The 20,369-nt window shown below is 72.6% G+C and carries 21 protein-coding genes and 1 pseudogene; 15 read left to right on the top strand and 7 right to left on the bottom strand.

The window, feature by feature from the left end; genetic code table 11:
* Positions 1–18 precede the first annotated feature (18 nt).
* The 6 genes from modA (at position 19) to soxR (ending at position 6,164) form a co-directional block, all read left to right on the top strand.
* Positions 19–810, top strand: coding sequence for a molybdate ABC transporter substrate-binding protein (gene modA / locus ABD811_RS24170; protein WP_344951904.1), 792 nt, complete (start codon positions 19–21; stop codon positions 808–810).
* A gap of 74 nt (positions 811–884) precedes the next feature.
* Positions 885–1,643: an ABC transporter permease gene (locus ABD811_RS24165; protein ID WP_344952129.1), complete on the top strand. Its 759-nt coding sequence runs from the start codon at positions 885–887 to the stop codon at positions 1,641–1,643.
* Positions 1,640–2,749 (top strand): ABC transporter ATP-binding protein, encoded by a 1,110-nt coding sequence (locus tag ABD811_RS24160; RefSeq protein WP_344951901.1) that lies wholly within the window; start codon positions 1,640–1,642, stop codon positions 2,747–2,749. Before ABD811_RS24165 ends, ABD811_RS24160 begins: the two co-directional genes overlap by 4 nt.
* Positions 2,750–2,926: 177 nt before the next feature.
* A complete protein-coding gene (locus tag ABD811_RS24155; RefSeq protein WP_344951898.1) occupies positions 2,927–4,759 on the top strand; it encodes a phosphoenolpyruvate carboxykinase (GTP) in 1,833 nt (610 codons plus the stop codon).
* Between the two features lie 197 nt (positions 4,760–4,956).
* Entirely contained in the window at positions 4,957–5,541 is a 585-nt protein-coding gene (locus ABD811_RS24150; RefSeq protein WP_344951896.1) for an HdeD family acid-resistance protein, read from the top strand.
* An 83-nt stretch (positions 5,542–5,624) separates the two neighbouring features.
* Positions 5,625–6,164: a redox-sensitive transcriptional activator SoxR gene (soxR, locus tag ABD811_RS24145; protein ID WP_425549455.1), complete on the top strand. Its 540-nt coding sequence runs from the start codon at positions 5,625–5,627 to the stop codon at positions 6,162–6,164.
* Positions 6,165–6,209: 45 nt separating this feature from the next.
* Here the strand turns inward: soxR and ABD811_RS24140 are convergent, their stop codons facing one another.
* Both ABD811_RS24140 and ABD811_RS24135 read right to left on the bottom strand, forming a co-directional pair.
* Entirely contained in the window at positions 6,210–8,657 is a 2,448-nt protein-coding gene (locus tag ABD811_RS24140) for a glycoside hydrolase family 65 protein (RefSeq protein WP_344951891.1), read from the bottom strand.
* Complete coding sequence (locus tag ABD811_RS24135) at positions 8,654–9,403, bottom strand: beta-phosphoglucomutase family hydrolase (protein WP_344951889.1); 750 nt, start codon at positions 9,401–9,403, stop codon at positions 8,654–8,656. Before ABD811_RS24135 ends, ABD811_RS24140 begins: the two co-directional genes overlap by 4 nt.
* Positions 9,404–9,552: 149 nt before the next feature.
* Here ABD811_RS24135 and gndA point away from each other — a divergent pair, with 149 nt between their 5' ends.
* Entirely contained in the window at positions 9,553–10,977 is a 1,425-nt protein-coding gene (gene gndA, locus ABD811_RS24130) for an NADP-dependent phosphogluconate dehydrogenase (protein WP_344951886.1), read from the top strand.
* A gap of 53 nt (positions 10,978–11,030) precedes the next feature.
* Here gndA and ABD811_RS24125 read toward each other — a convergent pair whose 3' ends face one another.
* Positions 11,031–11,231 carry a hypothetical protein gene (locus ABD811_RS24125; protein WP_344951883.1) on the bottom strand — a complete coding sequence of 67 codons (201 nt, stop codon included), beginning with the start codon at positions 11,229–11,231 and terminating at the stop codon, positions 11,031–11,033.
* A 156-nt stretch (positions 11,232–11,387) separates the two neighbouring features.
* Entirely contained in the window at positions 11,388–12,134 is a 747-nt protein-coding gene (locus tag ABD811_RS24120) for an SDR family oxidoreductase (protein WP_344951880.1), read from the bottom strand.
* 129 nt (positions 12,135–12,263) lie between these two features.
* On the opposite strand from ABD811_RS24120, the gene ABD811_RS24115 reads away from it, so the two are divergent.
* Positions 12,264–12,641, top strand: coding sequence for a winged helix-turn-helix transcriptional regulator (locus tag ABD811_RS24115; RefSeq protein ID WP_344951877.1), 378 nt, complete (start codon positions 12,264–12,266; stop codon positions 12,639–12,641).
* On the opposite strand, the gene ABD811_RS24110 is transcribed toward ABD811_RS24115, so the two are convergent.
* From ABD811_RS24110 to ABD811_RS24100, 3 genes and pseudogenes are all read right to left on the bottom strand, one after another.
* A complete protein-coding gene (locus ABD811_RS24110) occupies positions 12,628–13,188 on the bottom strand; it encodes a hypothetical protein (protein WP_344951874.1) in 561 nt (186 codons plus the stop codon). The two genes, ABD811_RS24115 and ABD811_RS24110, sit on opposite strands and share 14 nt — an antisense overlap.
* A 291-nt stretch (positions 13,189–13,479) precedes the next feature.
* Positions 13,480–13,599: pseudogene (locus ABD811_RS24105) on the bottom strand (PPOX class F420-dependent oxidoreductase); the annotation flags it as partial.
* On the bottom strand, positions 13,596–14,495 hold the full coding sequence (locus ABD811_RS24100; protein ID WP_344951872.1) for an NAD(P)-dependent oxidoreductase: 900 nt from the start codon (positions 14,493–14,495) through the stop codon (positions 13,596–13,598). The pseudogene ABD811_RS24105 and the gene ABD811_RS24100, both read right to left, overlap by 4 nt.
* Before the next feature lie 82 nt (positions 14,496–14,577).
* Between ABD811_RS24100 and ABD811_RS24095 the strand changes: the two genes are divergently transcribed.
* From ABD811_RS24095 to ABD811_RS24065, 7 genes are all read left to right on the top strand, one after another.
* Positions 14,578–14,967 (top strand): MerR family transcriptional regulator, encoded by a 390-nt coding sequence (locus ABD811_RS24095; protein ID WP_344951869.1) that lies wholly within the window; start codon positions 14,578–14,580, stop codon positions 14,965–14,967.
* Positions 14,968–15,121: 154 nt separating this feature from the next.
* Positions 15,122–16,063 carry a GntR family transcriptional regulator YhfZ gene (gene yhfZ, locus ABD811_RS24090; RefSeq protein ID WP_344951866.1) on the top strand — a complete coding sequence of 314 codons (942 nt, stop codon included), beginning with the start codon at positions 15,122–15,124 and terminating at the stop codon, positions 16,061–16,063.
* Between the two features lie 53 nt (positions 16,064–16,116).
* On the top strand, positions 16,117–16,491 hold the full coding sequence (locus ABD811_RS24085) for a PRD domain-containing protein (protein WP_344951863.1): 375 nt from the start codon (positions 16,117–16,119) through the stop codon (positions 16,489–16,491).
* 36 nt (positions 16,492–16,527) lie between these two features.
* Positions 16,528–16,887 carry a DUF2620 domain-containing protein gene (locus ABD811_RS24080; protein ID WP_344951860.1) on the top strand — a complete coding sequence of 120 codons (360 nt, stop codon included), beginning with the start codon at positions 16,528–16,530 and terminating at the stop codon, positions 16,885–16,887.
* Positions 16,888–16,926: 39 nt separating this feature from the next.
* On the top strand, positions 16,927–18,288 hold the full coding sequence (locus tag ABD811_RS24075; protein WP_344952126.1) for a YhfT family protein: 1,362 nt from the start codon (positions 16,927–16,929) through the stop codon (positions 18,286–18,288).
* 21 nt (positions 18,289–18,309) lie between these two features.
* Complete coding sequence (locus ABD811_RS24070; RefSeq protein WP_344951857.1) at positions 18,310–19,245, top strand: phosphotriesterase family protein; 936 nt, start codon at positions 18,310–18,312, stop codon at positions 19,243–19,245.
* Entirely contained in the window at positions 19,245–20,366 is a 1,122-nt protein-coding gene (locus tag ABD811_RS24065; RefSeq protein WP_344951854.1) for an aminotransferase class V-fold PLP-dependent enzyme, read from the top strand. The genes ABD811_RS24070 and ABD811_RS24065 overlap by 1 nt, the downstream gene beginning before the upstream one ends.
* Positions 20,367–20,369 lie beyond the last annotated feature (3 nt).

The raw sequence follows: 20,369 nt of genomic DNA, 5'->3' as shown, positions 1-20,369 counted from the left end.
GAGGACCGCAGAACCGTGGTGAAGCGCGTACCGATCCCGGCCGTGGCGCCGGCCCTGCTGGCCGCCGCCGCACTGGCCCTGTCCGGCTGCGGCGACGTCGGCGACGGCGGCGCGTCCGCAGGGGCCGGGAAGGGCGGGAGGACCCTCACGGTGTTCGCCGCGGCGTCCCTGACCGAGACGTTCACCGCGCTGGGCGAGACGTTCGAGGGCTCGCACCCGGGCGTGAAGGTGCGGTTCAACTTCGGCGGCAGCTCCACCCTCGCGCAGCAGATCGTCCAGGGCGCCCCGGCGGACGTGTTCGCCGCCGCCAGCCCCGCCACGATGAAGACCGTCACCGACAAGGGCGCCGCGTCCGGACGGCCGGCGGTCTTCGCGAGGAACCGGCTGGTCATCGCCGTTCCCAAGAACGAGGCGGGCAAGGTCAGGGCGCTGCCGGACCTGGCCGCGCGCGGGCTGAAGGTCGTGCTGTGCGCCGAGCAGGTGCCCTGCGGCGCCGCCGCCGGCCAGGCGTTGCGGGCGGGCGGCGTGAAGGTCACGCCGGTGTCGCGCGAGCAGGACGTCAAGGCCGTGCTCACCAAGGTCCGGATGGGCGAGGCCGATGCCGGGCTGGTCTACCGCACCGACGTGCGGGCCGCGTCCGGGCAGGTGACGGGCGTGGAGTTCCCCGAGTCGGCCGAGGCGGTCAACGACTACCCGATCGCGCCGCTGGCCGAGGCTCCGCAGCCCGCCCTGGCCAGGGAGTTCGTCGGGCTGGTGCTGTCGCAGCAGGGCCGCACGGCGCTGACCCGGGCGGGATTCGAGGCGCCGTGACCCGGGCGCCCGGCACCGTCCGCCCGCCCGCGGCCGGGGCGGCGCGCGATCGCGGGTTGGGGCGTCCGCCGTGGATGCTGGTGCTGCCCGCGCTGGTCGGCCTGGCGTTCCTGGTGCTGCCGCTGGTCGGGCTGCTGGTGCGCGCACCGTGGTCGACGCTGGGCACCCGCCTGGCCGAGCCGCAGGTGCTGGAGGCGCTGCGGTTGTCGCTGCTCACCGCGACCGTCGCCACCGGCGTGTGCCTGGTGCTGGGCGTGCCGCTGGCGTGGCTGCTGGCGCGCGTGCCGTTCCCCGGCGCCCGGCTCGTGCGGGCCCTGGTGACCGTCCCGCTCGTGCTGCCGCCCGTGGTCGGCGGCGTGGCGCTGCTGCTGGTGCTGGGCCGCCGCGGGCTGGTCGGGCAGTGGCTGGACGAGGCGTTCGGCATCACGCTGCCGTTCACCACCGCCGGCGTGGTGCTCGCCGAGACGTTCGTGGCGATGCCGTTCCTGGTGATCAGCGTGGAGGGCGCGCTGCGCGCAGCCGACCTGCGCTACGAGGAGGCGGCGGCCACGCTGGGCGCCACCCGCTGGACGACGTTCCGCCGGGTGACGCTGCCGCTGGTCGCCCCGGGCGTCCTGGCGGGCGCCATTCTGTGCTGGGCGCGGGCGCTGGGCGAGTTCGGCGCGACGATCACGTTCGCGGGCAACTTCCCCGGCCGCACCCAGACGATGCCGCTGGCCGTCTACCTGGCCCTGGAGACCGACCCGCAGGCGGCGATCGTGCTGAGCCTGGTGCTGCTGGCGGTGTCGGTGCTCGTCCTGGCCGCCCTGCGCGACCGGTGGGTGAACGCATGAGCCGTCCTGGCGCACCGGTGACGGGAGACCGGCGGGAGTGGGCCGCCGGCCGCAGCGGGCTCGACGCGCGGCTGCTGGTACGGCGCGGCGGCTTCGAACTGGACCTGGAACTGACGGCCGGTCCCGGCGAGGTGGTCGCCCTGCTGGGGCCCAACGGGGCGGGCAAGAGCACGGCGCTGCGCGCGCTGGCCGGGCTCGTCCCCATGGCCGACGGGCACATCCGCGTGGACGGCAGGGAACTGCGCCCGCTGCCCCCGGAGCGGCGCGGTATCGGCATGGTGTTCCAGGACTACCTGCTGTTCCCGCATCTGAGCGCCTTGGAGAACGTCGCGTTCGGGCTGCGCTGCCAGGGCGTGCGCAAGCGTGAGGCGCGCCGCGTAGCCGCCGGGTGGCTGGAGCAGGTCGGCCTGGCCGAGTACGCCTCGGTGCGGCCGCGTGCGCTGTCGGGTGGTCAGGCCCAGCGCGTCGCGCTGGCGCGGGCCCTGGCCGTGGGGCCGCGCCTGCTGCTGCTGGACGAGCCGTTGTCGGCGCTGGACGCGCACACACGGCTGGAGATCCGGTCCGCGCTGCGGCGCCGCCTGGAGGGATTCGAGGGCGCCACCGTGCTGGTGACGCACGACCCGCTGGACGCCATGGTGCTGGCCGACCGGCTGGTGGTGCTGGAGGACGGGCGGCCGGTGCAGCAGGGACGCCCCGCCGACGTGGCCCGGCATCCCCGCACCGAGTACGTGGCGCGCCTGGTGGGGCTCAACCTCTACCGGGGCCGTGCCGAGGGCTCCTCGGTGCGGATCGGGGGCGGGGACGAGGGCGGTGGCATGGTGGTGGACACGGTTGACCATCTGCAGGGAGAGGTTTTCCTGGCTTTTGAGCCAGCCGCGGTCGCGTTGTACCGGTCCCGTCCCGAAGGCAGCCCCCGCAACGTGTGGCGGGCGCGGGTGGCGGCGGTGGAGCGGCAGGGCGACCGCGTGCGCGTCCGCCTCGACGGGCCGCCGCTCGCCGCGGCCGCCGATGTGACGCCGGCCGCCGTCGCCGAACTCGAATTGACCCCGGGCAGCCCGGTTTGGGCGGCCTTGAAGGCCACCGAAACAAGGGTTTACCCGGCTTGAACCTTCTCATGCAACGGCGCGATGGAAGCGCTTTCCGAACGGCTCGGCCGGTGATATCAGTCACAAATGGGTAGGTCTGCTCCCAATGACCCGCTACAAGTGGTCCAGACCAAATGGAAAAAACGAGCGGGTTTGTTCATGATGCAGAGATCCTGCGAACTGCTGAAGGAGTAGCCCGTGTCCCACCAGGTCACCGCGTCCTCGGCCACCGGCCCGGACCAGGCCCCGACCAGTCACCGCGAGCTGATTGACTGGGTGCGCGGGATCGCCGAGCTCACCCGTCCCGATCGGATCGAATGGTGCGACGGCTCGGACGCGGAATGGGAGCGCCTGACCGACCTTCTCGTCGAGCAGGGAACCTTCAAACGGCTCAATCCGGCCAAGCGTCCCAACAGCTTCTACGCCGCCTCCGATCCCAGTGACGTGGCCCGCGTCGAGGACCGCACCTTCATCTGCTCCGAAAAGGAGGAGGACGCCGGTCCCACCAACAACTGGATCGCCCCGGACGAGATGCGCGCCACCTTCCGGGAGCTGTTCGACGGCTGCATGCGCGGGCGCACCATGTACGTGGTGCCGTTCTGCATGGGCCCGCTGGGCGGCAAGATCTCCCAGCTCGGGGTGGAGATCACCGACTCGCCGTACGTCGCCGTGTCGATGCGGATCATGACGCGGATGGGCACCGACGCGTTGCGGCTGATCGAGGAGCGCGGGTCGTTCGTCCGGTGTGTCCACTCGGTCGGCGCGCCGCTGGAGCCCGGCCAGCAGGACGTGCCGTGGCCGTGCAACAGCACCAAGTACATCTCGCACTTCCCCGAGACCCGGGAGATCTGGTCCTACGGGTCCGGCTACGGCGGCAACGCGCTGCTGGGCAAGAAGTGCTACGCGCTGCGCATCGCCTCCACCATGGCGCGTGACGAGGGCTGGCTGGCCGAGCACATGCTCATCCTCAAGCTGACCCCGCCGGACGGCGAGACCCGCTACGTCGCCGCCGCGTTCCCGTCCGCCTGCGGCAAGACCAACCTGGCCATGCTGCAGCCCACCATCCCGGGCTGGAAGGTCGAGACGATCGGCGACGACATCGCCTGGATGCGCTTCGGCGAGGACGGCCGGCTGTACGCGATCAACCCCGAGGCCGGGTTCTTCGGCGTCGCCCCCGGCACCGGCGAGGGCACCAACGCCAACGCCGTCAAGACGCTGTGGGGCAACAGCATCTTCACCAACGTCGCGCTCACCGACGACGGCGACGTGTGGTGGGAGGGCCTGACCGAGGAGCCGCCCGCGCATCTGACCGACTGGAAGGGCAACGACTGGACGCCCGAGTCCGGCACCCCGGCGGCGCACCCGAACGCCCGCTTCACCACCCCGGCCGGGCAGTGCCCGATCATCGCGCCCGAGTGGCAGGACCCCAAGGGCGTGCCGATCTCGGCGATCCTGTTCGGCGGCCGCCGCGCCAGCGCCGTTCCGCTGGTCACCGAGTCGTTCGACTGGCAGCACGGGGTGTTCCTGGGCGCCAACGTGGCCTCGGAGAAGACCGCCGCGGCCGAGGGCACCGTCGGCGAGCTGCGCCGCGACCCGTTCGCCATGCTGCCGTTCTGCGGCTACAACATGGGCGACTACTTCGGCCACTGGCTGAAGATCGGCCGCTCCACCGAGGCCGAGAAGCTGCCGCGCATCTACTACGTCAACTGGTTCCGCAAGGACGCCGGCGGCAGGTTCATCTGGCCGGGCTTCGGCGAGAACAGCCGGGTGCTCAAGTGGATCGTCGAGCGGCTCAACGGGCGGGCCGACGCGGTCAAGTCCCCGATCGGCCACCTGCCCACCCGCGAGTCGCTGGACACCGAGGGCCTGGACCTGGACGAGGCCGCCCTGGACACGCTGCTGAGCGTCGACCCCGAGGTGTGGAAGCAGGAGGCCGCGCTGGTCCCCGCGTTCTTCGAGACCTTCGGCGACCACCTGCCCAAGGAACTGTGGGACGAGTACCGCGCCCTGCTGCACCGCCTCGGCGAGTGACGCCCGCGGGCGGCCGCGGCGGGGCGTAGGGAGCCCCGGGAACGCGGCGGGCCCGCCGGGCGGGCGCAGGCCGCGAGGTCACACCCACGGGTGTGACCTCGCGGCTTTTTGTCCTATTTGCACCACTTGTTGGGCTTGTCGGGTCGCGTCTCCGGCGACGTTACGCGGACAGGACGATTTCTCCCGGGGAGGACCCCATGGACGACCTGCTGGCCCGAGGCTGGTGGACGCTGGCGCTGCGCGGGGCGGTCGCGATCCTGTTCGGCCTGATCGCCTGGATCTGGCCGGGCATCACCGTGCTGACCCTGGTGCTGCTGTTCGGCGCGTACGCGCTGGTGGACGGGGTGGGCTCGCTGGTCGCCGCGGCGCGCGGCGTGCCGGGGGAGTCGCGCGCGTGGCTGGGCGTGGCCGGCGTGTGCGGCATCGTGCTGGGGATCGTCGCGCTGGTGTGGCCCGGGATCACCGGGCTGGCGCTGCTGTTCCTCATCGCGGTGTGGGCGCTGGTCACCGGTGTGCTGGAGATCGTCGCGGCGATCCGGCTGCGGCACGTGATCCGGGGCGAGTGGCTGTACGCGCTCAGCGGCGCCGTGTCGGTGCTGTTCGGGGTGCTGCTGCTGGTGTGGCCGGTGTCCGGCGCGCTGGCGGTCGTCTGGATGATCGGGTTCTTCTCCATCGTGTTCGGCGCCGCGATGGTCGGCGCCGCGTTCCGGCTGCGCCGCCTGGCCCGGGAGATGACCCGGCCCGGAATGCGGCCCGGCGGCGCGTCCCCCGCGCACCCGTAGCCCCGTCCCCGGCACGTCCGGCGGCCGCCGCCGGACGTGCCGGACCCGTTCGACCGGCATTCCGGTCGTTTAGGATGCGTCCCATGACGCGGCTGGAGCACAGGGTGCACGAGCTCACCGTCGGCCAGCTCGCCGAACGCAGCGGCGTGTCGGTGTCGGCGCTGCACTTCTACGAGTCCAAGGGACTGATCAGCAGCCGCCGCACCGCGGGCAACCAGCGCCGCTTCAGCCGTGACACGCTGCGCCGGGTCTCCTTCATCAGGGTCTCCCAGCGGGTCGGCATCCCGCTCAGCGAGATCAAGAAGGCGCTGGCCACGCTGCCCGAGGGCCGCACCCCCACGGTGGAGGACTGGGCCCGCCTGTCCGAGACGTGGCGCGCCGACCTCGACGAGCGCATCGCGCAGCTGGAGCGCCTGCGCGACGACCTCACCGACTGCATCGGCTGCGGCTGCCTGTCGATCAACAAGTGCGCGCTGGCCAACCCCTACGACCGGCTCGGCGACGAGGGCCCGGGCCCCCGCCGCCTGCTCGTCCGCCACGGCGAGCGCTCCCGCCGCCCGCACGCGGCCCGCGAGGACGCCGCCGCCTCCGCCGCCGCCGGCTCCTGCTCCACCGACTGCTGAAACGGCCGCCGGCCCGGCGACCGCACAGGACCGGCGGCGCCGCCGTCAGCGGGCGTGCGACGTGCGCGGCTGCTGGAACGCCCGGTGGTTGCGGTCCCGGCCGTGGCCGTGCGGGTCGACGCGGCGCGGCGCCGGCTCCCGCCCGACCGGCTGGCTGGGCCGCGGGCTGCTCGGCACGTGCGGGACGTCCATCTCCACCGGCTTGTCGGCCAGCTCGAACTCCTGGTCGTAGTGGAAGAGCCGCAGGCCCTCACCCTCCAGCAGCTCGTAGCAGGCCGACTCGCCGGTCACGGTGACCTTCAGCCGGTTGCCCCGGTAGCGCATGGAGAACGCCAGCCGGCTGATGCCGCCGGGCAGCCGCGGCGCGAACCGCAGCACCCCGTCGGCCGCGCGCATCCCGCCGAACCCGGCGACCAGCCCGCTCCACGCGCCCGCCATCGAGGCGATGTGCAGGCCGTCACGGGTGTTGCGGTTGAGGTCGTGCAGGTCCATCAGCGCGGTCTCGCCGAGGTAGTCGTGCGCCAGGTCCAGCTGCCCCACCTCGGCGGCGATCACCGCCTGGGTCTGCGCGGACAGCGAGGAGTCCCGCACCGTCAGCGCCTCGTAGTAGTCGAAGTTGCGGACCTTCTGCTCGTAGGTGAACGCCTCCCCGCACATGTGCATGGCCAGCACCAGGTCGGCCTGCTTGACGACCTGCTTGCGGTACAGGTCGAAGTACGGGTAGTTCAGCAGCAGCGGGTAGTGCTCGGGCTTGGTGGCCGCGAAGTCCCACCGCGCGTGGTTGGTGAACCCCTCGCTCTGCGGGTGCACGCCCAGCCGCTCGTCGTAGGGGATCATCATGGCCGCCGCCGCGTCCCGCCACGACGCGGCCTCCTCGGTGCTGACGCCGAGCCGCTCGGCCAGGTCCGGGTGGCGCATGGCCATCGCGGCGGCCTCCCGCAGGTTCCGCCGCGCCATCAGGTTGGTGTAGACGTTGTTGTCGGCGATCGAGCTGTACTCGTCGGGCCCGGTGACGCCGTCGATGCGGAACACGCCCTCCACGTCGTGGTGGCCGAGGCCGCGCCACAGCCGCGCCGTCTCCACCAGCAGCTCCAGGCCGGCCTCCCGTTCGAACTCCTCGTCGCCGGTGGCGTCCACGTACCGCACGACGGCGTCGGCGATGTCGGCGTTGATGTGGAACGCGGCGGTGCCCGCGGGCCAGTACCCCGAGCACTCCTGCCCGCGGATCGTCCGCCAGGGGAACGCCGCGCCCGCCAGGCCGAGCTGGTGGGCGCGCTCCCGGGCCAGGCCCAGCGTCATGTGCCGCCACCGCAGCGTGTCGGCCGCCGACGACGGGTGGGTGTAGGTCAGCACGGGCAGCACGAACGTCTCGGTGTCCCAGAAGGTGTGCCCGTCGTACCCGGGCCCGGTCAGGCCCTTGGCGGGGATCATCCGGCGTTCGGCGCGCGCGCCGGCCTGCAGGATGTGGAACAGCCCGAACCGCACCGCCTGCTGCACCTCGGCGTCGCCGTCGACCTCCACGTCGGCGCCGCTCCAGAAGTCGTCGAGGTAGGCGCGCTGCTCCTCCAGCAGGCCGTCCCAGCCGGTGTGCCGGGCCGCCGCCAGCGCCGCCACCACCTGGTCGTGCAGCGTGGGACGGGACCGCCGGCTCGACCACCCGTACGCCAGGTACTTGACGATCCGCAGCCGCTGCCCCGGCTCCAGCCGCGTGGCCACGGTGAGCCGCGCGACGTCCGGGTAGCTCTCGATGTCGGTCGCCATGTGGTCGGGACCCTCGATGTGATGGTCCATCGCGGCGGCCATGCGCAGCCCGCTGTGCCGGGTGCGGTGGACCAGGACCGCCTTGGTGTGGTTGGTGACGTGCTCCTCGCTGACCAGCGGCGACTCCAGCACCGCGGCGGTGCGCGGGTCACGGCCGAGGTCGGGCAGCGACTCGTTGGCCACCAGCTCCGACTGCGCCACCACGCGCACCGAGTGGTCGACCGGCTCGACGTCGTAGCAGATCGCGGCGATGGCGCGCTGGGTCAGCGACACCAGCCGCACCGAGGTGACGCGCACCGAGCGCCCGGCGGGCGAGGTCCACTCCACCTGGCGGGTCAGCGTGCCCGCCCGCATGTCCAGGATGCGCTCGTGCGAGTCGAGCCGCCCGTACCGCACGTCGAACGGCTCGTCGTCCACCAGCAGCCGGATCAGCTTGCCGTTGGTGACGTTGATAACGGTCTGCCCCGACTCGGGGTAGCCGTACCCGGCCTCGGCGTGCGGCAGCGGCCGCAGCTCGTAGAACGAGTTGAGGTAACTGCCGGGCAGCCCGTGCGGGTCGCCCTCGTCCAGGTTGCCGCGCAGCCCCATGTGCCCGTTCGACAGAGCGAAGACCGACTCGCTCTGTGCCAGGCGGTCCAGCCGCAGTTCCGGTTCCCGCACGCACCACGGCTCGACCGTGAACACCGGCAGATCCACCTTGGTGGTGTGACGGCCCCCGCGCCCGTCGCTCACTTGTCCTCCAGAAGTTCGGATAGGTCCCCGACCACGATGTCGGCTCCGTGCCGTGCCAGCGCCTCCCGGTGGTCGCCGCCGACCCGGTCCACGCCCACGACGTAGGCGAAGTCCCCCGCATGACCCGCCTCGACACCTGCCAGCGCGTCCTCGAACACCGCCGCGCGCGCCGCCGGCACCCCGACCGCCTCGGCCCCCGCCAGGAACATGTCGGGCGCGGGCTTGCCGGGCAGATCACGTTCCTGGGCGATCACCCCGTCGACGCGCGCGTCGAACAGGCCGGTGATGTCCGCCGCGGCCAGCACCTGGACGGTGTTGGCGCTGGACGACACCACGGCGGTGCGCAGCCCGGCCTCCCGGCAGGCCCGCACGTACGCCACCGACCCGTCGAACACCTCGACGCCCTTCTCCTCCAGCAGCTTGAGCACGAGCTGGTTCTTGCGGTTGCCGAGGCCCCGGATGGTCTCGGCGTCGGGCGGATCATCGGGTCTGCCCTCGGGCAGCGTGATGCCGCGGGAGGTCAGGAACGAGCGCGTCCCGTCCTCGCGGCGTTTGCCGTCCACGTACTTGCCGTAGTCGCCGACCTCGTCGAACGGGACGAACGGCGTACCGGTGGCCTCCGCCCGCGCCCGCAGGTACTCGTCGAACATCCGCTTCCACGCGGCGGCGTGCACAGCGGCCGTACGGGTAAGTACGCCGTCCAGGTCGAACAGGCAGGCGTCGACCGATTGCGGCAGTCCCAGCATGGCTTTCCCCCTCGCGGCTCCGCGATCTCTACGATGCGTCCAGTTCCCTGAAAGGAACAAGGGCATGCGGCCGCCCGGTTGACCGAACAGTGGGCTACCCCACCCGCGTACCCACGGGTGTGGGGCCCGAACGAAGAGGAGACATGCCAATGAGCAAGGCGCGCATAGGTGTCACCGGGTTGGCGGTGATGGGCCGGAACCTGGCCCGCAACCTCGCCCGGCACGGGCATCCGGTGGCCGTGCACAACCGCACCGAGGCCCGCACCAAGGCGCTGGTGACCGAGTTCGGGGACGAGGGGACGTTCGTCCCCGCCGAGACGCCCGAGGAGTTCGTGGCGTCGCTGGAACGCCCCCGCCGCCTGGTGATCATGGTGAAGGCGGGGGCGCCGACCGACGCGGTCATCGAGGAGTTCGCGCCGCTGCTGGAACCGGGCGACATGATCGTCGACGGGGGGAACGCGCACTTCGCCGACACCCGGCGGCGCGAGGCGGCGCTGCGCGAACGCGGGCTGCACTTCGTCGGCACCGGCATCTCCGGCGGCGAGGAGGGCGCGCTGCACGGCCCGAGCATCATGCCGGGCGGTTCGGCCGAGTCCTACGAGGCGCTCGGCCCGCTGCTGGAGGACATCGCCGCCAAGGTCGACGGCACGCCGTGCTGCGTCCACGTCGGGCCGGACGGCGCCGGGCACTTCGTGAAGATGGTGCACAACGGCATCGAGTACGCCGACATGCAGCTGATCGCCGAGTCCTACGACCTGCTGCGGCACGCCGCCGGGCTGTCCCCGGCCGAGATCGCCGAGGTGTTCCGCACCTGGAACACCGGGCGGCTGGAGTCCTACCTCATCGAGATCACCGCCGAGGTGCTGGCGCACACCGACGCCGCCACCGGCCGCCCGTTCGTCGACGTGGTGCTGGACCAGGCCGAGCAGAAGGGCACCGGCCGCTGGACCGTGCAGACCGCCCTCGACCTCGGCGTCCCGGTGTCGGGCATCGCCGAGGCGGTGTTCGCGCGGTCCGTCTCCGGCCACGCGGACCTGCGCCGGGCGGCGCGCGGCCTGCCCGGCCCGCAGAACGACGTGCGCTACCTGTCCGGTTTCGCCGACGACGTGGAGCAGGCCCTGTACGCCTCGAAGGTCGTCGCCTACGCGCAGGGCTTCCACCAGATCCAGGCCGGCAGCGAAGAGTACGGCTGGAACATCGACCTGGGGCAGATGGCCACGATCTGGCGCGGCGGCTGCATCATCCGCGCCCGCTTCCTGGACCGCATCCGGGCCGCCTACGAGGCCGACCCGCGGACGCCGACGCTGCTGACCGACGACCACTTCGCCGAGGCGGTCGGCGCCGCCCAGGACGCCTGGCGCCGCGTCGTCACCACCGCCGCGCAGCTGGGCATCCCGGCGCCCGGCTTCTCCAGCGCGCTGGCCTACTACGACTCGCTGCGCGCCGAGCGCCTGCCCGCGGCCCTCACCCAGGGGCAGCGCGACTTCTTCGGCGCCCACACCTACCGGCGCGTCGACCGCGAGGGCTCCTTCCACACCCTCTGGGGCGGCGACCGCTCCGAAGTCGAGGCCTGAGCCTCGCGCGTCGTCCCCCGGGCTTCACGCGCCCGGGGGACGACGCCGGCGCGTCACGACGCGCCCTGCTCCTGGACGATCGCCCACTGCCCGACCTGCCGGTACGCCGAGTCGTAGATCTCCGACCCGGCACCGGGCTCCAGGGCGTAGTGCTTCAGATTCCCCGCCCAGTACCTGAGGATGCGCCCCAGCTCGGCGGCGGCGTTCCCGTCGAACGCCTTCTCGCCCATATTCACTTCGAGCACGAATTTCACCGGCACCCCTTCCAGGCATTTCTTTCTGCACTTCAAGTGTCTCATTGAAGTGGTTATTGGGCTTTTGAGTGCCGCCTCGCGTGGTCAGGGGCCTGTTCCTTCCCGGAAAACCTCAAATCGGGGTGAAGGCGCGGCACGGCCGGTGGGCGGGCCGGCCTATCGGGACTGTCCACCCAGCACGCGGGACCCGGCGTCGACCGGGATGCGCGTCCCGGCGACGGCGGCGAGCTCACCCGTCACCAGCGCGGCGATGACCGAGGCGACGTCGTCGGGCTCCACCATCCGCCCCAGCACCGACGTCTTCGCGATGGCGGCCTCCCGCTCGGGGGTCAGCATGTGCGCGGTGGCGTCGGTGCGGACGGCGCCCGGCGCCACGACGTTGACACCGACCCCGTACGCTCCCGCCTCCATCGCCACGTGCCGGGCGAACGCGTCCAGCGCGGCCTTGGCGGTCGCGTGGGCGATGGCCCCCGGCCGGGTGAGCTCGGCGCTGAGACTGGACACGTACACGACGCGCCCGCTCCGCCGCGTCCGCATCACCTCCAGGGCGCGCTTGCTGACGTGGAAGGCCGCGGCCAGCTCACCGTCCACCTTCTCCCGGAACGCCTCCCACGACATGTCCGCGAACGCGGCGAACGGCGGCTGGACGTTGGCGTTGCAGACCAGGACGTCCAGCCCGGGGCAGGCGTCCACCAGCCGCGCCGCGTCCCGCGGGTCGCGCACGTCCGCCCGCACCGCGCGGGCCGTCCCGCCCGACGCCTCGATCTCCTCGACGACCTTCCGTGCCGCCGCCGCGTCCCCGCGGTAGTTCACCACCACGTGGAAACCCCTGCGGCCCAGCCGCACCGCCGTCGCCGCACCGATGCCCCTGCTCGCACCGGTGATCAGAGCCACCTGACCCATGACCGCCTCCTTCGTTCCCGATCCCGCGACGACGCTAGGCGACCGAGCTAACTTTTCGAAGGGACATACCTTCGGGTAAGGTCTCGACCGCCAGGGAAACCTCCAGCTCACGGGTACGGCGCCGCGACGATGAGTGACACCATTCACAGGGAATGCCCGGCCCGCGCGGTGCTCGACCACGTCACCAGCCGCTGGGGCGTGCGCGTCCTGACCGCGATGCGCGACGGGGACCTGCGCTTCTACGAACTGCGCGGGGAGATCGAGGGGATCAGCGAGAAGATGCTGTCCCAGACGCTGCGCACCCTCGTGCGCGACGGCCTGGTCACGCGCACCGTGGAGCCGTCCGCGCCGCCCAAGGTCACCTACGGCCTCACCGACCTCGGCCGCGGCGTCACCGAGCCGCTCGAAGCGCTCGCCGCCTGGATCCGGTGCCACGCCGGCGCCCTCCTGGCGGCCCAGGCGGAGTACGACGGCGGCCGGGGGCCCGCGGCGATCAACCCACGCTGACCACCTGCTGGAGCAGCCCCCAGACGAAATGCGCCACGTAGGACTCGCCGTCCGCCGTGGTGAACCCGGCGTGCCACCGGCTGGGCACCTCACCGGGATGGTGCCGGACGTCGCCGAACCACCGCTCCAGATCGCCGACGACGCAGCACCACGGCTCCAGGTCCCCGACGCCCCTCACCTCGGGCGCGGTCGCGTCGTCGGCCCGGACCAGCCACTCATGCAGCACCGAGCCGTCCGGGGCGACCAGGATCTCGAACCGCAGGTCCGGCCACAGCGCGAACGGCGGCCACCACGCCGCCTCGCACACCACGTCCCCGATCCGCTGTTCGCGAGTGCCGGCCGGTGGCCCGAGCACGGCCTCGTGGCGGCGCCGGCCGGGCGGGAACGTCCGCGACCGCACGATCCGCTGCCACCGCGCGTTCACCTCGCGCATCTCCGTGCGGGACGACCCCAGCGAACGCACGGCCCCGGCCACCAGGTCCGGCTGGTAGTCGGCCATCCGCCGGAGCAGCACCAGCTGGAACTCCCGCCGCGCGAACCCCTTCACCGGCGGCCCGCGCAGTCCTGACGGCGCCGGAGTCGCCTCTCGCCCTCCACGCCGGTCGCGGTCATCGTTCGTGCCCCCGTCGTCGGTCACGATGTCCGTTCATGAACTCGGGCGAGCGTAGTCCATGGAGCGCCCGGGGCCGCCGCGCACGCGGGCGGTCGGCCTGCGGCGGGCGCTCCGTCGCGCGGCGGAGCGCCCTCCCTCGCCGAAGCCGCCGGCCGAACCCCGGCGAACATTCGTGGGCCGACCCCCTCAGCGGATTTCGGCGCCGTAGACGTGGTCGACGGCCATCGTCTCCCGGTCGTAGAAGGGCATGACGGGGGAGAGCTGCGGGCGGCCGTCCGACTTGATGGTCGCGAGGACGCCGAGCCGGCTCTCGGCGAGCAGAGCACGCGGGTCGAACGCCGTCATGCCCGCACCTCTGAGGCGCCGCGGAACAGCTCGACCAGCGCCGCGTAGCCGTCGCCGCCGCGTCCCTCGGCCACGGCGCGGTCGCCCAGGGCCTTGAAGAACCTCGGCAGGTCGGCGTTGATCCCGAGGGCCTCGCTCTCGTGGATGAGGTGCTCCATCGCGGCCAGGTGGGTGCCGATCGTGGCGTCGGGGGCCGGGTACTCGCGGTCATCGATCTGCTGCGCGTACCCGGGGAGCCAGTCGGCGACGGTCCCGATGTTCTGCCGGGCGAACGAGGCGAACGTCGAGGCGTCCACGCCCGCCGCGCCGAGCAGGGCGGCGCCGTGCAGGAACCCGTTCAGGACGCTCCACATCAAGGTCAGCCCCGCCGCGTCGTACAGCGAGGACAGGCCGTGGTCGGAACTGAGGTGCATCATTCCCGCGCCGAGGCTCCGCAGGGCGGGTTCGTGCAGGTCGAAGGCCGATCGCGGCCCGCTGTAGAGGACGAGCGCCTCCGCCGTGCCGATCGCCTGGGGAATGGCCATGATCGCGCCGTCGAGGTAGGCGGCGCCCTGCCGCTCCGCCCACTCGGCGGTCTGGCGGGCCTCCTGGGACGTGCCCGAGGTCAGGTTCACCAGGACCCGGCCGTCGACGACCTCGCCCAGCGGCTCGAGAAGCTTGCGCACGGCGTCGTAGTCCGTGACGCAGACGACCACGAGCGGGCTGGCCGCGACGGCCTCGGCGACCGAGCCGGCGAGCTTCGCGCCCTGGGCGACGAACTGTCCGGCCTTCGCCGCCGTACGGTTCCACACCGTCGTGGGGTGCCCCTCGCGCAGGAACGCCCCGGCCAGCGCCTGCCCCATCAGCCCCAGGCCGATGACCGTCACCGGAGTACGGCTCTCCTCGTGATTCCGCATTATTCGCTCCCTCTGAGTGAGTTGGCGGACATGCGAGAATCCTCAACGTTCACACCGGTATGAAGGTCAAGGAGAAGCGGGCATGCTGATCGGCGAACTCAGTCGGCGCACCGGAGTCCGTACGCATCAGCTGCGCTACTACGAGGCGCAGGGCCTGCTCACGCCGTGCCGGAGCGCCGGCGGCTACCGCGAGTACACCGACGACGCCGTCCTGACGGTGCACCAGATCAGGAAGCTGCTCGGAGCCGGGCTGTCGACCGACGACATCGCCTACCTGCTTCCCTGCGTCACCGGCCCGGCCCCCGACCTGGAGCCGTGCCCCGAACTCCTGGACGCCCTGCGCGCACGCCTGCACGGCCTGGACGAGCACATCGACACTCTCGTCCGTTCCCGCCAGGCCCTCGCCGACTACATCGAGGCCACCGAGCAACGCGCCCCGAAGAACTACCCGCCCTGCGACTCCACGCAGTAGCCGACGACCATCTGCCCTCGGACCCGGCCGTCGGACACCTTCAACTCATCAACGAGGCGCCCCGTCGGGACGACGGCATGGCGGCTCGGCGATTCGAACGGTGCCGATTCGGGGGTCTTGTGCAGTATCCAGGATTCTGGTTATTGTCCTGGCCGTGGACGACCTTGAGGATCGGCTGCTGACGCGCAACGGCCTGGCGACGCGGCGGCTGGCCGCCATGCTTCTCGATCAGGCGGAGGACGCCCGGCTGCCGCGCCTGAGGGACTACGCCGAGCAGATGGGCGTGGGCAACGGCACCGCGCAGGCCGCGCTGCAGACGCTGGAGGAGACCGGGGCGATCGAGACGGTCGCCCGTGGTCACCTGGGCACCTTCCTGGTGCGGGCGGACCGCGCGCGGCTGTGGCGGCTGGCAGGGCTCGGAACGGTGCTGGCCGCCATGCCGCTGCCGTACTCGCGGCGGTACGAGGGCTTGGCGTCCGGGCTGCGCGCCGCGTACGAGGCCGCCGGGCTTCCCTTCGCGGTCACCTTCATGCGGGGCGCCACGGCGCGGGTGGCGGCGCTGCTGGAGGGCAAGGCCGACCTGGTCGTTGCCTCGCGGCTGGCCGCCGATCGGCTGGTGGAGAGCCATCCGGTGGAACTGGTGGCCGATCTGGGAGCGGAGACCTATGTCGGGTCGCACGGGCTGCTGCTGCGGGACGGCGTCACGGTGGACGCTCCCGGACTGCGGGTGGCCGTCGATTCGGCCTCGGAGGACCAGCGCGTGCTCGCCGAGCGCGCGTTCACCGGCCGTGGCGAGGACGTCGTCTGGGTGGAGGCGTCCTACATGCAGCTCCGCAGCCTGTTCGAGCGGGGCGAGGTGGACGCCACGGTGTGGAACCTGGACGAGGTCCAGGACCGCCTCGGGCCGGGCGTCCGGGCCGTCCCGCTCGACGACCGGATCACCCGTGAGCTGGCGCAGCGCAACTCCAGCGCGGCGTTCCTGACGCGGGCCGGCGAGGCCGGGCGGTTCACGGTGCTGCGCGAGACGGTGGACATGTCCCTGATCACCGAAGTGCAGCGCCAGGTCGTGCGCGGGGATCGTCTGCCCACCTACTGACCCGTCGTGTCCTCCCGAGGGACGGCCCCGGGACCGTTGGCGAAGGGAAGCTCATGGAATCGCGGCTCGCTCGGCGGATCCGCCTGTTCACCGAGACCGGCCAGGTGCGGCGGGAGGTCGCCGACTTCGTGACGGCGGAACTGGAGGCCCTGGCCGCCGAGGGCCGTCCGGTCACCGAGGACAGCGCGGGCATGCTCACCAGCCACCTGATGATGGCCCTGACCCGGCTGGCGGACGGCGAGCCGATCGAACAGACCTCCGCCGACGCGCAGGTCGCCGCCGAACTCGCCGACCATCCCGAGGCCGTGCGGCGCGCCCGGGCGCTGGCCGCGCGGGCCGAGCGGCGGCTCGGCACCGCCCTGCCCGAATCCGAGATCAACTATCTGGGCCTGCATCTGGCCGTCCTGGCACAGCGTTCGCCCACCTGACCCCCCACCCCCCAGCCCCGGAAGAAGGCGAGCACGATGATCAAGATCCTGTCGGGCGGCGTCGGCAAGGTCGACGTCGCGCGGACCGTCGCCCAGGTCGCGCCCGAGACCCTCGAGGTGGCCGTCAGCAACGACATGGAGGCGGCGATGAGGCTGCGGGCCGGGCAGGCCGACTACTACCTCGGCACCTGCCACACCGGCGCGGGCGCCTCCCTCGGCGTCCTGGTCGGCCTGATGGGCAGGGAGGCCTGCCACACCTTCGGCCGGTCCGTGCCGACCGAGGCCGACGTCCAGGCCCTGCTCACCGAGGGCAAGAAGGTCTTCGGGTTCGCCCTGGACCAGATCGACACCGTCGCCCCCGTCATCGCGCGCGCCATCGTCGCGCACGCCCGCTGACGCACCGGTCCGCGATCGAGGAAGTGACCCGTGAGACCCATGCTCGCAGCGGGCGAAAGCCTGAGCTTCACGCTGTCACAGGAACTGACGGTCATCGTCCTGTGCGCGCTGACAGCGCTCATCTCCCACCTGGCGCTGGCCGTCTTCAACGACGGCGTGCGCCCGTTCCTGCTCGACTTCATCCGGGGCGGATCCACGCGCGGCGCCACCGCCGCGGTGTCGTTCGGGCTGTCAGCGGGGTTCATCTTCGGGCTGGGCGCGCCGATGGCGCTGTCCACCGGAGTGCTGAACCCCTGGCTGCTGTTCCTGCCCACCGACGTCCTCGGGCTCCTGGCGCCCAGGCGGTGGCTCGCGCCGCTCCTCGGCGCCGGATGGGGCGCGATCGTCGTCTTCGCCCTCGGGGGCGCCAACAGCGCGGCCCACGAACTGCCGGTCGACTTCCTGACGGCCATGCAGGAGATGTCGACGCCGATCCTGTTCCTGTTCACGCTGTTCCCGGTGCTGGCGATCGTCAGGCAGTTCGGCCGGGTGCACGGCGCGGTCGCGGGCGTCATCGAGCTGGTGCTCGTGGTGATGACGATGAAGCTCTGGCCGAAGATGTTCGCCGGTGCCCTGGCCATGGCGGTCGGTGTGCTGATGCTCATCGGTTTCGCCGTGGCCCAGGACGTCAGGCGGCGCCGCGAGGAGCGGGCCGCGGCCGCGACCGCGCCTGGGACATCGGCCGCCACCCCGGCGGCCGCCGAGACCTCCGGCGCGGACGACCCCATGGCGTCGCTGTTCAGCGCCAACGCCCTGCGGCTGCGCCGTCACCTGCCGTTGTTCATGCTGTTGGGCGCGGGCGTGTGCCTGCTGGCGCAGATGCACGTCTTCGGCGGCGGCGAGGCCACCAGCTTCCTCATAGCGAAGGGCGACCACAGCGGGGCGGCCCAGGTCGACTTCTACCGGGTGTTCGGTTTCGTCCCGCTGATCGCCACCACGGCATTGGCGTCGGGCGCGTACGGCATCGCCGGGTTCACCCTGGTCTACCCGATCGGCTATCTGCTGCCCAGCCCGTACCTCGCGGTGGTCTGCGGCGCGCTGGTGTTCGCCGCCGAGGTCCTGGCGCTGTCGGCCATCGGCCGGGCGCTGGGACGGCTGCCCTCGGTCCGCGACAGCTCCGAGCACCTGCGCGGCGCGATCAGCGACACGATCGAACTGGCGATCCTGTTCGGTTCCCTGATGGCCGCCAACACCATGGGCGGCGGCCTCGGCATCCTCATCGTCGGCGGGCTGTACCTGCTGAACGAGGCGATGGGCCGCAAGGTGGTCCGCATGGCGGCGGCGCCCGCCGCGGTGCTCGTCGGCGGCGTGCTGCTGAACGTCCTGTACTGGCTCGACCTGTTCACCCCGATCAAGTCCTGACCGGCGGGAGCGATGACCGTCATGCATCCCATACGAACCGTCACCGGGCCGCTGGCCGCGGACCGGGTGGACGGGCCCGTGCTCGCCCACGAGCATCTGGCGCTCGACCTGCGCCGCGACGGCGACGATCAGGCCGTCCTCGCCGAAGGGCACCGGACGGCGATCGCGGCGGAACTGGCCGGCCTGCGCGCGGAGCACGGCCTGTCGCTGGTGGTGGAGCAGACCTGCCGGGGGATGGGACGCGACGCCGCCGCCCTCGCCCGCATCTCCCGGCAGGCGCAGGTCGCCGTGGTGGCGTCCACCGGGTGGTACTACGAACCGTTCCACCCCGACGAGGTCGCCGCGGCCGACGTGGACGCGCTGACCGGGATGCTGCTGGCCGACATCGAGGACGGGCTGGACGGCACGGGCGTCCGCCCCGGCCTGATCGCGGAGGTCGGCGGCCACGCCGAGCCCACCCGGGCCGAACGCCGCGTCCTGACGGCCGCGGCCCGCGCCGCGACCGCCGCGGACCTGCCGCTGGCCACCCACGCCCACCTGGGCCGCGGCGGCCCGGCCCAGCTGGAGCTGCTGACCGGCGCCGGGCTGCCCGCGCACCGGATCTGCATCGGGCACCAGGACCTGCTCGACGATCCGGCCACACACCGCGAGCTGGCGGCGGCGGGCGCGTACGTCGCCTTCGACACCATCGGCAAGGAGCCCTACCAGAGCGACGAACGGCGGCTGCGGCTGCTGCTGGCGCTGCTGGACGCCGGGCACGCCGACCGGGTGCTGCTCAGCTGCGACATCTCCCGCCATTCCTACCTGCGCGGGCACGGCGGCCACGGGTACGGGCACCTGTTCCGCTCGTTCCTGCCCCGGGCGCGGGCGGCCGGTGTCGACGACGACCTCGTCGACCTGCTGACACGCCGCAACCCGCTGCGTTTCCTGACCGGTGCGACCACCGAGGAGTTCTGATGCGGCTCCGGCTTCCGCAGACCTTCCCCCTGGCCACGGTGCCGCTGCCGGACGCGGTGGCGCGGCAGTTCCGTCTCCTGGAGTGCACCGCCGCCCACTTCGAGGGCGAGCAGCTGTTCACCACCGACCTGGGCGTGGTGCCCGGGACGGGACGGCCCCGCACCACCGCGCGGGTGGAGGCGGTTCTCGCCGACTTCTTCGGCGCCGAGGCCGCCGCGCTCGTCCAGGGCGCGGGCACCGGCGCCATCCGCGCCGCCCTCGTCGCGGCGGTGAAGCCCGGTGACCCGCTGCTCGTCCACCGCGCCCCCGTCTACGCCACCACCGCCACCACCCTGCGGACCCTCGGCGTGGACGTCGTCGAGGTCGACTTCAACGACCCGGCGGCGCTCGAACGGGCCCTGGCCGGCGGGCGGTTCCGGTGGGCGTACGCGCAGCACAGCAGGCAGCGGCTCACCGACTCCTACGACCTGGCCGCCGTCGTGGCCGCCTGCCGCGCCGCGGGCGTGCGCACGATCGTCGACGACAACTACACGGCCATGCGCGTCCCGGCCTGCGGCGTCGAGGTGGGCGCGGACGCCTCCTGCTTCTCGCTGTTCAAGCTGCACGGGCCCGAGGGGGTCGGCGCCGTCGTCGGCGCCGCCGACCTGGTCGAGCGCCTGCACCACGACAACTACTCCGGCGGCGGCCAGGTCCAGGGGCACCAGGCGCTGGACGCGCTGCGGGCCCTCACCCACGTGCCGGTGATGTGGTCGGTGCAGTCGCGGGTCGTGGCGGAGATCGCCGAGCGCCTCGCCGGCGGCGAGGTCGACGGCGTCGCCGACGTTCGTGTCGCCAACGTCCAGGACCGCTGCGTGCTCGTCCTGCTCGACCGGCCCGTCGCCCGCGCCCTGCCCGCCGTCGCCGCCCGCCATGGCGCCGCCCCGTACCCGGTCGGCTCCAACTCGCGTTACGAGATCGCCCCGCTGTTCTACCGGATGTCCAGCTCGTCGCTGGCCGACGCCCCCGGCCTGGCCGACTGGACGGTGCGCGTCAACCCCATGCGGGCCGGCGCCGACCTCGTGCTGGACATCCTGCGCCGCGCGCTGCGCGACCTGGACCACCCGCCCTCCCAGAAAGACTGACCT

The organism is Actinomadura miaoliensis (genome assembly GCF_039536785.1).
Classification (GTDB): Bacteria; Actinomycetota; Actinomycetes; order Streptosporangiales; family Streptosporangiaceae; genus Spirillospora; species Spirillospora miaoliensis.
This window is presented reverse-complemented; position numbering and strand designations above follow the sequence as displayed.